Source organism: Acidaminococcus massiliensis (genome assembly GCF_900095825.1).
GTDB lineage: Bacteria > Bacillota > Negativicutes > Acidaminococcales > Acidaminococcaceae > Acidaminococcus > Acidaminococcus massiliensis.
This window is the reverse complement of sequence record NZ_LT608315.1, coordinates 2,409,567-2,423,460: the sequence shown is the minus strand read 5'-3', so window position 1 is coordinate 2,423,460 and position 13,894 is coordinate 2,409,567. Positions and strand designations below refer to the sequence as shown.

The window sequence follows — 13,894 nt, the reverse complement described above, 5'->3', positions numbered from 1 at the left end:
TGAAAGCAATGAAAAAGCTGGAAGCAATGCACGTATACAGGGTTGGGCACGGCCCCATGCCGTATGTTAAGCTGGACGGCAAGTGGTACAGCCTGGATGGATGGGACGGGAACTTGTACCAACGTTGTTCAGAGGTGGCAAGCGGAGAGATTCTTAGCCAGTTCATCGGAACCGACGTCTACAAGCTCAAACCCATTAGCAAGAATGGGAAAACCATCGGCTATGAATTTGTGGATTAAGGGGGGCGAGTAATCATGAAAGAAATCACGAAAGAATGGGTATTAAACCACAAAGCAATGTATGACCATCTCCGTGCGGATGATTATAAATATTGTTCTGCCTTTGCAGGGTGCAGCGATATTGCCTCCTTGGCCTATCGTACCAGCAAGCCGGGAGAAATCGGCGAAATCCCGTTTGGTGAAGACGCTACGTATTATCCTTGGTTGATTGCCAGTGACACCCCGGTGCCTGAGCATTATCAGAGCCGCTTAATTTTGGACACGAAAGCGTCCTGGTTATGGATTTATGACGACGACGGCAAGACCCTGGACCTGGAAAACCCGGCAGGATTTCAGATTTACCGGGCGGGCGAGCTTGGTATGCTGATTAGATTTAAATAAAGGAGCTGATAACCATGAAAAAAACCATCTATATGAACGACCCTCTTTATAGGCTGAATGAGCAGACAGACGGCGGCGGATTTTCCCGCCGCCTGGGCGAAATCGTGGAAAGGTACGATATTATAATGAAGCTGACGCCGGAACCGCCGAAGTTTTCCCAGGAGGAAATGCACATTCTGGGCGAGGTCCTGGCCGGGGCAAAGATTTCCGCGGGATTTATCTATTCCATGGGGTTTGAAATCCAGGATAGTGTTCTGGAAACGCCGGAAATCCGGGAAGCCCTTGCAAAAAAAATCGATGCCATGACGGCAGCAGAAAAAGTAAAAATGATCGAAACGTTTCTCAAATAAAACCAGCCGCCGGACACCCCGGCGGCTTTATACATCGTTATACATTTTGGCAAATTGGGCTGGGATTGGGCAAAAATCCCGCAAAAAGTCCACACATGTCAGACGTTTTCGACAGGCTAAACGCCGAAAAAACGCGTATTTCCTAGTGCTTCAGCATTTTTCGTGTTATCCCGATAGAACGTTCCGTAATGCCCGGGATGATGTAAGATCAGACCGTAAGGGTTTAAAAATCCCCCTGGGAAACCAGGGGGATTTTTTTGCGCCTCACGCCGGGCGCCTCACGTCTCACGCCAAAGGAGACCCTTTGCCGGGGGCAAATGGTTTTGAACGTGAAAACCGGAGGCCACGGAAGGGCGGGCCTGCGGCACGCCCAACCCGGCCGCCCAGGGGGCTGTTCTGGTTTCTTCCATCTCTGATGTCTTTACAAAAAAACCTATTTACGAATTATTATTAAAATGATATACTATAAACATACCAAGAAAATTTCATTTGTTCAGATAGAGGAGGAATATACAATGGAAAAACGTACCGTTACTTTTGCCGGCAACCCTGTGGCCCTGGTGGGGCCGGAAGTGAAAGTGGGCCAGCAGGCTCCCGATTTCAAACTCATCGATAACCAACTGGCCGAAAAGACCCTGAAGGATTATGCAGGGAAGATCAAAGTCATCTCTGTAGTGCCCTCCTTGGATACCGGAGTCTGCGATGCCCAGACCCGGTGGTTCAACCAGGATGTGACCGGACTCTCTCCAGATGTGGTGGTGCTGACGGTATCCATGGACCTGCCTTTTGCCCAGGCCCGCTGGTGTGGCGCCGCCGGGGTGGAAAACGTAGTGACCCTGTCCGATCACCGGGACGCCTCCTTCGGGAAAAACTATGGTTTCCTGATGGACGGCCTGCGCCTGGAAGCCCGGGGTGTGGTGGTCATCGATAAAAACGACCAGGTGACCTACGTGGAATACGTCCCCGAAGTGACCCACGCTATCGACTTCGACGGCGTGCTGGCAGCAGTAAAGGGGATGCTGTAAGAACAGCCAATAGTCACTAGTCACTAGCCGGCAGCCAAAGGAAAGAACCCGCCTTTTGGGGGCGGGTTCTTTTTATGGGAAAAACGGCTCACGCCAAAGGAGACCCTTTGCCGGGGGCAAAGGGTTTTGAATGGGAAAATCGGAGGCCACGTAAGGGTCGGAGGGTGGGGAAACAACGGGTTTCATCGAAGGGTCGCCTGGCTGGGATCGGATTTCGATCACAACGGCCCAAGAAACGGATTCCCCGATAATCCCGTTCCCACATTTCCATGGAGATCCCCAGACCCTAACGCCGTAAGGGCTCGCCGAAGGCGAGCCCAACCCGGCCACCCAGGGGGCCACAATGTTCAAAAGCCAAACGCCGTCCGCGTTTGGCCTCCTCCGGCCATTGACAATTGACCATTGACGGCCCCGCCCCGGCAGGCCTTTCCCATTGACAAAACCCCCGTAAAAATCTATAATTTACAAGATATGGCAGAAGCCAATAAGCCTATAAAGGAGTCGTGAAACATGGCTGAGCAAACAATCCTGACCGAAGAAGGTCTCAAAAAATTAGAAGATGAACTGGATTATCTCCGTTCTGAAAAACGGCAGCAGGTTGCCGAACGGCTGAAGGTCGCCATTTCCTATGGTGATATCAGCGAAAACTCCGAATATGATGATGCCAAGAATGAACAGGCCTTTGTGGAAGGCCGGATCCTGACTCTGGAGAACATGATCCGCAATGCCAAGGTCATCAAGGATTCTGAAATCACAAAGAATGCGGTTTCCTTGGGCTGCAAAGTTAAAATCGAAGACATGGAGACCCATGATCAGGAAGAATATACGGTCGTAGGGACCACGGAAGCGGACCCCATGGCGGAACCGCCCCGGATCTCCAATGAATCTCCGGTGGGCAAAGCCATCCTGGGGCAAAAGGTGGGCGCTGTGGTGAAGGTCACCACTCCCATCGGGGAACTGGATTATAAGATCGTATCTGTGAGCCGGCCCGGCACCAAGAAGAAGGCTGCGGACAAGGCTGTAAAATAAAGACGGGAAGAAAAAGAAAGAAGCAGGAGGGGTTTCATGTCCGACGCAAAGAAGAACCAACCGGACGTAGAAAAAGAAGCACTGGCGGACGAAGACGTCAGTGAACAGATGCAGGTCCGTCTGGACAAAATGCATAAATTAGAAGAAAAGGGTATCCTGCCCTTTGGCCATGCCTACCAGTGGACCCACCACACCAAGGAAGTCCACGACCAGGTGGAAGCCATGGAAGCAGCAGGCACCGTGGTGAAAGTGGCCGGCCGTCTCCTGGCTATCCGGGGCCACGGCAAGACCTGTTTCATGGATCTCCAGGACAAGACCGGCAAGATCCAGCTGTACGTCCGGAAGGACGAAATGGGCGAAGAGGCCTACAGCGTGGTGAAGCTGCTGGATATCGGGGATATCGTGGGAGTGGAAGGCACTGTGTTCAAGACCCATATGGGGGAACCCTCCATCCGTGTCCAGAAACTGGAATTCCTCTCCAAGGCCCTGAAACCCCTGCCGGAAAAATGGCATGGATTGAAAGATAAGGAAATCCGCTACCGCCAGCGGTATGTGGATCTGATCGTGAACCCGGAAGTCCGGGACGTGTTCGTGAAACGGACCCAGATCATCAAATGCATCCGGCAGGTGCTGGACGACCAGGGCTACCTGGAAGTGGAGACCCCTGTGCTGAACACCATCTCCGGGGGTGCCACTGCACGGCCCTTCATCACCCATCACAATGCCCTGGACATCGACCTGTATCTCCGGATCGCTACGGAACTGAATTTGAAGCGTCTGGTGGTGGGCGGTCTGGAACGGGTGTACGAATTGGGCCGGGTATTCCGGAACGAAGGGATGGACATCAAACACAACCCGGAATTCACTACCCTGGAATGCTATGAAGCCTTCGGGGACTTCAACACCATGATGGACCTGACGGAAAAAATCGTCACCACCTGTGCGGAAAAGGTCCTGGGGACCCTGAAGATCCAGTATGAAGGCACGGAAATCGATCTAACTGGTCCCTGGCCCCGGATGACCATGATCGACGCTGTGAAGAAATACAGCGGCAAGGACTTCACCGGTGTCAAGGACGTGGAAACGGCCCGGCAGATGGCCAAAGAAGCCGGGGTTGCTGTGGAACCCGCCTGGGGCGTGGGCAAGATCATCAACGCCTTCTTCGATGAATTCGTGGAAAAGAACCTGATCCAGCCCATCTTCATCACCGGCCATCCTAAGGAAATCTCCCCGCTGGCCAAGAGCAGCGTGGCGGATCCGGAGATCACCGACCGTTTCGAAGGGTATATCTTCGGCCGGGAACTGTGCAACGGCTTCACCGAACTGAACGATCCCCTGGACCAGAAGGAACGGTTCGAAAAGCAGGTGGAAGAACGGGCTGCCGGGGATGACGAAGCTGGCATGATGGACGAAGACTTCATCAATGCCCTGATGCACGGACTGCCTCCCACAGGGGGCTTGGGCATCGGCATCGACCGTTTGGTGATGTTCCTGACGGGCGCTGTATCCATCCGCGACGTGCTGCTGTTCCCTACCATGAAACCTTTGGACGGGGGCAAGAACGAAGCCGCCAAGGCCGCCGCTCCTGCCGCCGCTGCTGCTCCTGCGGCTGCAGAAACGGCTGCTGCCGCACCGGCTTTTGAAACGGCGGCACCGGAGAAGATCGACTTCTCCAATGTGACCATTGAACCGCTCTTCACCGACTATGTGGACTTCGACAAGTTTGCGGACTGCGATTTCCGGGTGGTGAAGGTGAAGGACTGCTTCGCCGTGCCCAAGAGCAAGAAGCTGCTCCAATTCACTTTGGATGACGGCACCGGCACCGACCGGACCATCCTCAGCGGGATCAAGGCCTACTACGATCCGGAAGACCTGATCGGCAAGACCTGCGTGGCCATCGTGAATCTGCCGCCTCGGAAGATGATGGGCATCGAATCCTGCGGGATGCTGCTCAGCGCGGAACATATGGAAGGGGAAGAACGGAAACTCCATCTCCTGATGCTGGATCCCCACATCCCCGCCGGCGCGAAATTGTGCTGATAAAAAGGGGCTGTTGCGTGAGCAACAGCCCCTTTTTTCTATGAGGTGTGACAACCATGCAAAAAGACATGACCCGGGGACCGATCCTTCCCCTGATCCTTCAATTCCTTTTCCCCATGTTCATCGGCAACGTGTTCCAGCAGCTGTACAACATGGCGGATATGATCATCGTGGGCCGGTATGTGGGGGCCGGAGCCCTGGCGGCGGTGGGGTCCACGGGCACCTTGATGTTCCTGGTCCTGGGCTTTGCCCTGGGAATCACCGCCGGGTTCGGCATCCTCACCTCCCAGCGGTTCGGGGCCAAAGATGAGGCCGGGGTCCGGCGGAGCGTGGCCAACGGCACCCTTTTGGCGGTGCTCCTGTCCCTTGCCATGACTCTTCTCAGCACTGCCGCCGTGCCCTGGCTCCTGGACCTGATGAACACCCCGGCGGACATCTGGACCGATGCCCGGACCTACATCACCATCATTTTCCAAGGGCTCTTCACCAACGTGTTCTACAACATGGCCTCTGTGTTCCTCCGGTCCGTGGGGAACAGCAAGGCACCGCTGTTTTTCCTGGTGTTTTCCGCCTGTCTCAATGTGGGGCTGGACCTATTGTGCATCATCCAGTTCGGCATGGGGGTGGCCGGGGCGGCCTTGGCTACGGTGCTGAGCCAGGGAATCTCCGTGCTCCTGTGCGTAGTCTACATCTTCAAGAAAGTGCCGGTATTGGTGCCCAAAGCCCAGGATTGGGGCCTGTACCGGTATGAAACCAAGGAACAGCTCCGGATGGGCGTCCCTATGGCCCTGCAGTTTTCCATCACTGCCTCCGGGGTCATGATCGCCCAGGCTGCCATCAACCTGTTCGGATCCACGGCGGTAGCGGCTTATACGGCGGCCTCCAAGGTCTCCATGCTGCTGACCCAGGGGTGCCTTTCCATGGGTCAGACCATGGCCACCTATGCAGGGCAGAACTTCGGAAAGGCGGACCTGGGACGGATCCGGAAAGGGGTGAAGAAGGCCCTCCGGGTGATGGTCCTTTATTCGGTCTTGGCGGCGGTGGTGCTCCACTTTTTGCTGCCCTTCCTGGTGGGATTCTTCTTTTCCGGAGAGGCGGACCCGACGGCCCTTTTGCCCTGGGCCCAGACTTACGGGGATATCGCCATGTGGTTCTACCTGCCGCTCAGCAGCATCTTCATCTACCGGAACGCCATGCAGGGGGTGGGGTACGCCCTGGCACCCACCTTGTGCGGGGTGTTCGAACTGGCGGCCCGGGGCCTTACGGCTCTTCTGGGGATGCGGACCCACAGCTACGCCATCTCTGCCGCCTGCGACCCCATGGCCTGGCTGGTGGCCGGCCTTTTTGCCTGGTTGGCCTGGCAGTGGGTGATGCGGGATCTGGAGCGGAAACAGGGCAGAGTGGAGAGGCAAGAGTGAAGAGTGTAGAGAGAGTGGGAGGTAAGGATGTACCATGGCTTATCAGGAATTGATCAAAGATTTCAACACCACCCGTTCCGTCCTGCGGGATTTCTATGTGCAGGGCTTCCATACCCGGCAGGATTTCCGGCTCAAGAGCCTCCGGAGCTATGACAATGAAAGGCGCCGGGTGGAAAGCTGGCTCCGGGATGCCATGGGTTTCCGCCAAGAACCGGAAGGGAAAGTGGTGTTCCTGACGGTGGACTGCCGGACCGTCCGGCATAATCCCTTGTACGAGGCTTTCCGGGCCAAAAGCTTCACCCCCTGGGATGCGGCCCTCCACTTCCTGCTGCTGGATCTTTTTCATCGGCAGGGAGAACTTTCCTTTGCAGCCGTGGCGGACCAGGTCTGCGGGGCCCTTCTCCAGGCCAATCCGGACTGTCCGCTGCCCGATGCGTCCACCATCCGGAACAAAATGAAGGAAGGGGTGGAATTGGGCATCTTCTGCAGCCGGAAAGTGGGGAAGAGCCTGTATTACCGTCTGGCAGATGCAGCTTGGAATCCAGCCGGCTGGTCCGCTGCCCTGTGCTTTGCCTCAGAGGCGCTGCCCCTGGGGATCGTGGGAGCCTATCTCTTGGACCGGTGCCCGGAGCAGGAGGCCTTCCTTTCCTTCAAACACCATTACCTTTCCGGGGCGTTGGATCAAGAAATCCTCTGCCAGCTGGCAGCTGCTCATGAAGAAAAACGGAAGGTCCGGCTGGAATTCCAGAAAAAGGAAGGAAAAGCTGGAGAGACCTTGGAGGTCTATCCGCTGAAAGTCTACTGCAGCACGGCTACGGGGCGGAATTATCTGCTGGCCGGCCGGGGAAAGGGAAAAAGGCCCCAGCTGTTCCGCCTGGACCGGATGGAAAAAGCAGCACCAGGGGAAACGGACCCAGAGTGGGCGGAACGGGAAAAAGAGGGAAAGCAGTTTATCCGGTATCTGTGGGGCATCGGAGCCGGCTCCGGGAAAAAATCCCGGCTGGATCATGTGGAACTGGATCTTTATGCAGGTCCGGAAGAGTCCTATATCCCGGAACGGCTCCTGCGGGAAAAGCGGCAGGGGAAAGTGGTCCAGGTGAGCCCAACGGTATGGCGTTTTTCCATCGATGTGTACGATGCCCGGGAAATGCTGCCCTGGCTCCGGACTTTCCTCGGCCGGATCCTTCGGCTGGAATGTTCCGATCCGCGGGTGACTCGGCGTTTCTGGAAGGATCTGGACCGGCTCCGGGCCCTGTATGAGGAGGGGTGACCATGCTGTTCCATGAGATCTACGGCCGGTATTACCAGGTGCTGGCAAAAGTACTCCGGGAAGCCTGCCGGGGAACGCTGACCCGGGAAAAGCTCTACCAGCTGATCCAGGAAGGGTCCTTCGGGGAAAGCACCTTAGAACTGCCTCGGATCCTGGCAGAAAGCCATCTCCTCACCCGGGAAGGGAAGACGCCCCTGGCCAGTGTCCCGGACTGCCCTCTGACCGTCTTGGAGAAACGCTGGCTGGCAGCAGTCCTCCAGGATCCCCGGATGCAGTTGTTCCAGCCACCGGCACTTCCTTTTTCTTTGGGGGAGCCGCTGTTTTCCCGGGAATTCTTCGTCTATTATGACCAGTATCAGGATGGGGATCCTTATGGGGACCCGGTCTATCAAGCCCATTTCCGCCAGCTGCTGACGGCGCTTCGGGAAAAACGGAAGCTTCAGGTCCAGTTCCAGGGCCGGAAAGGGATCCAATCCCTGGAGGCGGATCCGGACGGCCTGGAATATTCCGGATTGGACGATAAGTTCCGGTTCCTGGCCCATTCGGACCGGGGAACCCTTTATACCCTCCGGGTATCCTCCCTCCAGGCAATCCATTTGAAGGAGCCGGGATCAGCCCGCCAGCGGGACCGGAAACGCTGGAAGGCCCGGGCTGTGCTGGAACTGGTGGACCGGCGGAAAGCCCTGGAACGGGCGCTCCTGCATTTTTCTGATCTGGAAAAGGAAACGGTGCAGCTGGATGAGGACCATTACCGGCTGACCCTTTTTTACTACAAACCGGATGAGACAGAACTGCTGATCCGGATCCTGGCCTTCGGTCCTTTCCTGAAGGCGGTGGATCCGCCGGGACTGGTGCAGAAAATCAAAGAGCGGCTGGAGAGACAGCAAAGGTACGAACGGTAGCGAACATCGTTCGTACCTTTTTTTCCATGATGGAAAAGGCTTTTTCCGGTAGAATGGAACCATCGAAAGCATCTACAGCAAAAACAAGTATGAAAATGGGTTTGGGCACTTTTCAAGTGTCTGCGGGAGGGGATCCCGAACCTTTTGATGCTTTGGAAGACACGGACAGCCAACATTTCCAAGATCATTATGGAAAACGTGTCTTGAAAGGTACCTACAGCGCTTTTCTATTTCAGAAACTGCGATAGCCGAAAGTCTGCCCGGCGAGGAGAGCTGCTCCGGCAGCCCTTCTCCGGGTGGAAGGGGACCTTGGCAGGGATGGAAAGGAGAATCATCATGGCAGGACTGCTGCAGGAAGAAATCAATTGGACCCGGACGGAGAACGGGGCCCTGACTTATACCAGCACAGGCTCTCCGTGCCTGGATCTGTTTGCTTCTATCGGTGCTCTGCGCCACAGTCCCAAAAGGGAAATCCTCCGGCTTTTCCAGGCGGCCTATGGGGAGAACCGGGACCTGGCCCTGAAGACCCTGTTCTTTGCCCGGGATATCCGGGGGGGCTTGGGAGAACGGCGGGTGTTCCGGATCATCTTCCATTGGCTGGCCCTTTTTGCCCCGGAAGCAGCCGAGAAAAATCTGCCCCTGGTGCCGGACTATGGCCGGTATGATGATTTGTTGGAATTGTTGGGCACTCCTTGTGAAAAACAGGCAGTTTCTTTCTTCCAGCAGAAGCTGGAAGCGGACGAACGGTCCGCAAAAGAAGGCCAGCCTGTTTCCCTTTTGGCCAAATGGCTGCCTTCGGTGAACGCTTCCTGCACCCGGACGGTGAACCAGGCCCGCCACCTGGCCCGGCAGTTCCATCTGACGGAACGGGAGTATCGGCAGCTTCTCACCGGGCTGCGGCGGGAAATCCATCTCCTGGAGAACCATCTCCGGAACCGGGATTACACCTTTGCCTATGACCGGCAGCCTTCCAAAGCCCTGTTCAAATACCGGCAGGCCTTCTGGCGGAATGATGGCGAACGGTACCAGGCCTTCCTGGACCAGGTGGAAAAGGGAGAGAAGAAGCTCCACACCGGCACCCTGGCTCCCTACGATATCGTGGCTCCTTTGGTGGAAAACAACGGATTCTGGGAACGGCCGGCCCAGCCTCTTACGGAAGAACAGCGGCGTTCCCTGGATGTGACCTGGAATGCCCAAGAAGATTTCACCCGGGGAGAGAACGCCCTGGTAGTGGCGGATGGATCCGGTTCCATGTATGGCGGGTCCCATCCTCTGCCGGCGGCGGTGGCCCAGTCCCTGGCGGTGTATTTTGCCGAACGGAACCGGGGGCCTTTCCGGAACCGTTTCATCACTTTCAGCGAACATCCCCGGTTGGTGGAGATCAAGGGACGGGATATCGCCGAAAAGATCCAGTACACCATGTCTTTCAATGAAGTGGCCAATACGGATCTCCAAGGGGTATTCGATCTGCTCCTCCGGGAAGCCGTCCGGAAACGGATGACCCAGGAAGAGCTGCCTCAGCGGCTGTATGTGATCTCGGACATGGAATTCGACGCGGCCTGCTGCCGGGGAGAAGGGACCAACTTCCAGCGGGCCCGGGAAAAGTTCCGGGCCCAGGGATACGAACTGCCCCAGGTGATTTTCTGGAATGTGGACAGCCGGACCCGCCAGCAGCCAGTGACCCAGAACCAGCAGGGAGCGGTGCTGGTCTCCGGCTGCAGCCCCCAGATCTTCCAGATGATCCGGGAAGGGAACCTGGACCCCATGGCCTTCATGCTGGAAGTGCTGGGGCAGGAACGGTATCGGCCGGTGGGGGCGTGAAGAGGAGGGGGCGTTGCATGTTACGTGCAGCACCCCCTTTTCTATTCTCTCATTTTATGGTTTAATGGAAAAATGGTAGGAGGCAGAATCATCCCAACTGAAAGGCCCGAAGGGCCGGTCTGGCTCCTTAAACCTACGATGGACGACGGAAAGGAGGGCCTGCCCGCTGTTATGACTGCAGGTGAAATCACAACTTATACGGGGATCCAGTTCGATCCCCTCCATCCGGATCCGGAGAAGATCCGGATCGAAGACATTGCCCATGCCTTGAGCTTTCTGTGCCGGGGCAATGGCCATGTAAAGACCTTTTATTCCGTAGGGCAGCACTGTATGGCTGCGGCCCAAGAGGCGGAAGCCCGGGGGGACAGCCGCCGGGTGATCTTAGGCGCCCTGCTCCATGATGCCACGGAATGCTACTTGTCCGATGTGCCCCATCCCTACAAGGTCAATATGCCCCGTTATCGGGAATTGGAGGAAAGCCTCCTCCAGGCGGTATTCGCTCGGTTCCTGGGGGGACCGCTGACGCCGGAAGAGACGGCGGAATTGAAGCAGATCGATCGGGCGCTCATGTTCAGCGATCTGCATCATCTCATGGATCATCCAGAAAATCGAGAACAGGAAGGGACCCTGGTGCTGCCGGTGGATTACCAGGTGCGGCCTTTTGCAGAAGTGGAACAGGAATATCTGGCATGGTACCGGCGGTACAGCTGCTGAAAACGATGCCCTTTTCCAGGGTGCAATAAGAACATTCTAATAATTAAAATAAAATACATTGTATTACCACCTGGAACAGTTGTATGTTATAATGGATATTGTATAAAACCATTAGGCTGTTCTTAACTATAGGAGGTTGAGCAATGAACAATCCGAACCCCGTTAAAATCGTGGAAACGGTTCTCAGAGACGGCCATCAGTCCCTCTGTGCCACCCGTATGCGCACCAGCGACATGCTGCCCGTACTGGAAGCACTGGATGACTGCGGCTTTTATGCCCTGGAAGCCTGGGGCGGCGCCACTTTTGACTCCTGCCTGCGGTTCCTGAATGAAGATCCCTGGGAACGGCTGCGCACCATCCGGAAACATGTGAAAAAGACCAAGCTGCAGATGCTGCTCCGTGGCCAGAACATCCTGGGGTACAACCACTATGCAGACGATGTGGTCACCGAATTCGTAAAACGCAGCGTGGACAACGGTATCGACATCATCCGTATCTTCGATGCCTTCAACGATACCCGGAACCTGGAAACCGCCATGAAAGCCACCAAGGCTGCCGGCGCTCATGCCCAGGGCACCCTGGTGTACACCATCAGCCCGTACCACAAGGACAGCGACTATCTGAAGCTGGCCAAGGAACTGGTGGAAATGGGAGCTGACTCCATCTGCATCAAGGACATGTCCGGCCTCTTGGCTCCCTATGCCTGTTCTTCCCTGGTGGAAGCCCTGAAGAAAGAAATCAATATTCCTATCGATGTACATTCCCACTGCACCAGCGGTATGGCTTCCATGGCTCTGCTCAAGGGCATTGAAGCCGGTGCGGACATTGTGGATACGGCTCTGTCTCCCTTTGCGGAAACCACCAGCCATCCCTGCACCGAATCTCTGGTTTACACCCTGAAAGGGACTTCCAGAGATACGGGCATCGACATGGACAAACTGGGGCCCATTGCGGACCACTTCAAGAAAGTCCGTGCTGACCTGGTGAAGACCTTCAACCTGCCCAGCAACATCAGCATCAACCCCAAGGTCCTGAGCTTCCAGATCCCCGGCGGTATGCTGTCCAACATGCTGAACCAGCTGACCCAGATGGGTATGGCCGACAAGTACGAAGAAGTGCTGAAGGAAGTGCCCAGAGTCCGGGCCGACCTGGGGTATCCTCCCCTGGTGACTCCTTCCAGCCAGATTGTTGGCACCATGGCTACCATGAACGTAATGATGGGACGGTACAAGATGATCCCCAAAGAAATCCAGGACATTGTTTTGGGCAAATACGGCAAGACTCCGGGGCCTATCAGCGAAGATCTGAAGAAAGTGGTGCGCCGCTGGATCGTCAAGAAGACCGGCAAGACCACGATCGCTCCCATCACCCACAGACCGGCCGACGACATTCCGCCGCAAATGGACAAGATGAAAGCCGACCTGGCCGCCAAAGGCTATCCCAACGCCTCCGTGGAAGACGTGCTGTCCTACGCACTGTTCCCCGAAGTGGCCCTGGCCTTCTTCAAGAACAATCGGTAAGAAGGCTGCTGCAGAGGCAGCAGCCGGTCAGCTGTCAGAAGTCAGCGGCCGATGGAAAGGACCCGCCCTTTTGGGACGGGTTCTTTTTATGGGAGAAGAACAGTGCAGAGTGCAGCGTAAGGACGATGACGGAGTTCAGCCCTATGTGGATCTGTAGGGACTGTCGGAGCACCCCGTTGTTCTCGAACGATCGCCAGAGACGGTGTAGGGGATCGCCGCAGGGGAGACCTTCCCGGCCGCCCAGGGGGCATGCTATTTCTAGCATACTCTTGTTTTTCGATGCGAAAGATGGTAAGATTTCCTTGAAACAAGGAAATCTTACCATCTTTTTATAAAGGAGAAAATCACTATGACAAATGCGGTGCTGAAAGAACCGGTCCTGGATCAGAAACGGGTGACCATAACTTCCAAGAGACAATTTACCATTCCTCAAAAATATTTTACCCAGGTGGGTTTTGGGAAAGAAGCAGAATGCCTCCTGACCCGAGATGCCATCATCATCCGTCCTATTGCAGCCAACCAGGGCGGAGAACTGGCAGAATCCATTTTGGCGGACCTGATCGCACAGGGTCTGTCCGGCCAGGAACTCTTGGAAGCCTTCCGGGAAAAGCAGGCTCAGGTGGGCCCTGCTGTGATGGCCATGCTGTCCGATGCCAGGAAAGTGGCCAAAGGGCAAAAGGAATATGAGACCATGGATGACGTGTTTTCGGCGGAGGATTGACCGATGGCAGAAATCCGCTTTATGAAGCCGGCAGCCAGGTTCCTGAAAAAAATAAAGGATAATAAGCTGAAAGGATTGTTTCGGAAGGCTTTGGAAAATTTGGCACAGGATCCCACCCTTGGTCAGGAAAAAACAGGGGATTTGGCAGGTATCCGCAGTTATGATGTTTATTACAATAAAACCAATTACGAATTGGCCTATACAGTGATTGTGGAAGGCGATGCTATCATTGTGGTGATCATGGCTGGAACTCGGGAAAATTTTTATGAAGAATTGAAACGATATATGAAGGGGAAGTAAAGGCAACGTCGGGATCGGAGGGGGCCGCTCTATTTAACGGCAAATGCGGTTCGCATTTGCTTTCCATCGGCCATTGAACATTGACAAAAAAATCCCCGCCGCAACTGCGGCAGGGATTTTTTTCTTCTATACTCACTGTTTCGGCGGCCGTACCGGCGGGGGGG

The 13,894-nt window shown here is 55.6% G+C and carries 15 protein-coding genes; all 15 read left to right on the top strand.

Translation table 11 applies throughout. The features are described 5' to 3' along the window. The first annotated feature begins 8 nt into the window (after positions 1–8). Entirely contained in the window at positions 9–239 is a 231-nt protein-coding gene (locus BQ2657_RS11600; RefSeq protein WP_075580752.1) for a hypothetical protein, read from the top strand. 15 nt (positions 240–254) lie between these two features. Further along, on the top strand, positions 255–620 hold the full coding sequence (locus BQ2657_RS11595; RefSeq protein ID WP_083236262.1) for a hypothetical protein: 366 nt from the start codon (positions 255–257) through the stop codon (positions 618–620). A 14-nt stretch (positions 621–634) separates the two neighbouring features. Beyond that, a complete protein-coding gene (locus tag BQ2657_RS11590; protein ID WP_075580751.1) occupies positions 635–970 on the top strand; it encodes a hypothetical protein in 336 nt (111 codons plus the stop codon). 515 nt (positions 971–1,485) lie between these two features. Further along, positions 1,486–1,995: a thiol peroxidase gene (gene tpx / locus BQ2657_RS11585; protein ID WP_075580750.1), complete on the top strand. Its 510-nt coding sequence runs from the start codon at positions 1,486–1,488 to the stop codon at positions 1,993–1,995. 510 nt (positions 1,996–2,505) lie between these two features. Continuing rightward, on the top strand, positions 2,506–3,024 hold the full coding sequence (gene greA / locus BQ2657_RS11580) for a transcription elongation factor GreA (protein ID WP_075580749.1): 519 nt from the start codon (positions 2,506–2,508) through the stop codon (positions 3,022–3,024). A gap of 36 nt (positions 3,025–3,060) precedes the next feature. After that, positions 3,061–5,064: a lysine--tRNA ligase gene (lysS, locus tag BQ2657_RS11575; RefSeq protein WP_075580748.1), complete on the top strand. Its 2,004-nt coding sequence runs from the start codon at positions 3,061–3,063 to the stop codon at positions 5,062–5,064. A 56-nt stretch (positions 5,065–5,120) separates the two neighbouring features. Beyond that, the gene (locus BQ2657_RS11570; RefSeq protein ID WP_075580747.1) at positions 5,121–6,482 is read left to right on the top strand and encodes an MATE family efflux transporter; all 1,362 of its coding nucleotides are present in this window, start codon (positions 5,121–5,123) and stop codon (positions 6,480–6,482) included. 34 nt (positions 6,483–6,516) lie between these two features. Beyond that, positions 6,517–7,752: a WYL domain-containing protein gene (locus BQ2657_RS11565; RefSeq protein ID WP_075580746.1), complete on the top strand. Its 1,236-nt coding sequence runs from the start codon at positions 6,517–6,519 to the stop codon at positions 7,750–7,752. A gap of 2 nt (positions 7,753–7,754) precedes the next feature. Then, positions 7,755–8,654 (top strand): WYL domain-containing protein, encoded by a 900-nt coding sequence (locus BQ2657_RS11560; RefSeq protein WP_075580745.1) that lies wholly within the window; start codon positions 7,755–7,757, stop codon positions 8,652–8,654. A 26-nt stretch (positions 8,655–8,680) separates the two neighbouring features. Continuing rightward, on the top strand, positions 8,681–8,902 hold the full coding sequence (locus tag BQ2657_RS13345) for a hypothetical protein (RefSeq protein ID WP_143224885.1): 222 nt from the start codon (positions 8,681–8,683) through the stop codon (positions 8,900–8,902). An 88-nt stretch (positions 8,903–8,990) separates the two neighbouring features. Then, positions 8,991–10,475, top strand: coding sequence for a DUF2828 family protein (locus tag BQ2657_RS11555; RefSeq protein ID WP_075580744.1), 1,485 nt, complete (start codon positions 8,991–8,993; stop codon positions 10,473–10,475). Positions 10,476–10,646: 171 nt separating this feature from the next. Next, positions 10,647–11,189: a hypothetical protein gene (locus BQ2657_RS11550; protein ID WP_075580743.1), complete on the top strand. Its 543-nt coding sequence runs from the start codon at positions 10,647–10,649 to the stop codon at positions 11,187–11,189. A gap of 143 nt (positions 11,190–11,332) precedes the next feature. After that, on the top strand, positions 11,333–12,709 hold the full coding sequence (locus BQ2657_RS11545) for a pyruvate carboxylase subunit B (protein WP_075580742.1): 1,377 nt from the start codon (positions 11,333–11,335) through the stop codon (positions 12,707–12,709). Between the two features lie 349 nt (positions 12,710–13,058). Continuing rightward, on the top strand, positions 13,059–13,430 hold the full coding sequence (locus BQ2657_RS11535) for an AbrB family transcriptional regulator (protein WP_075580740.1): 372 nt from the start codon (positions 13,059–13,061) through the stop codon (positions 13,428–13,430). Between the two features lie 3 nt (positions 13,431–13,433). Beyond that, on the top strand, positions 13,434–13,730 hold the full coding sequence (locus tag BQ2657_RS11530) for a type II toxin-antitoxin system RelE/ParE family toxin (protein ID WP_075580739.1): 297 nt from the start codon (positions 13,434–13,436) through the stop codon (positions 13,728–13,730). Positions 13,731–13,894: the final 164 nt, after the last annotated feature.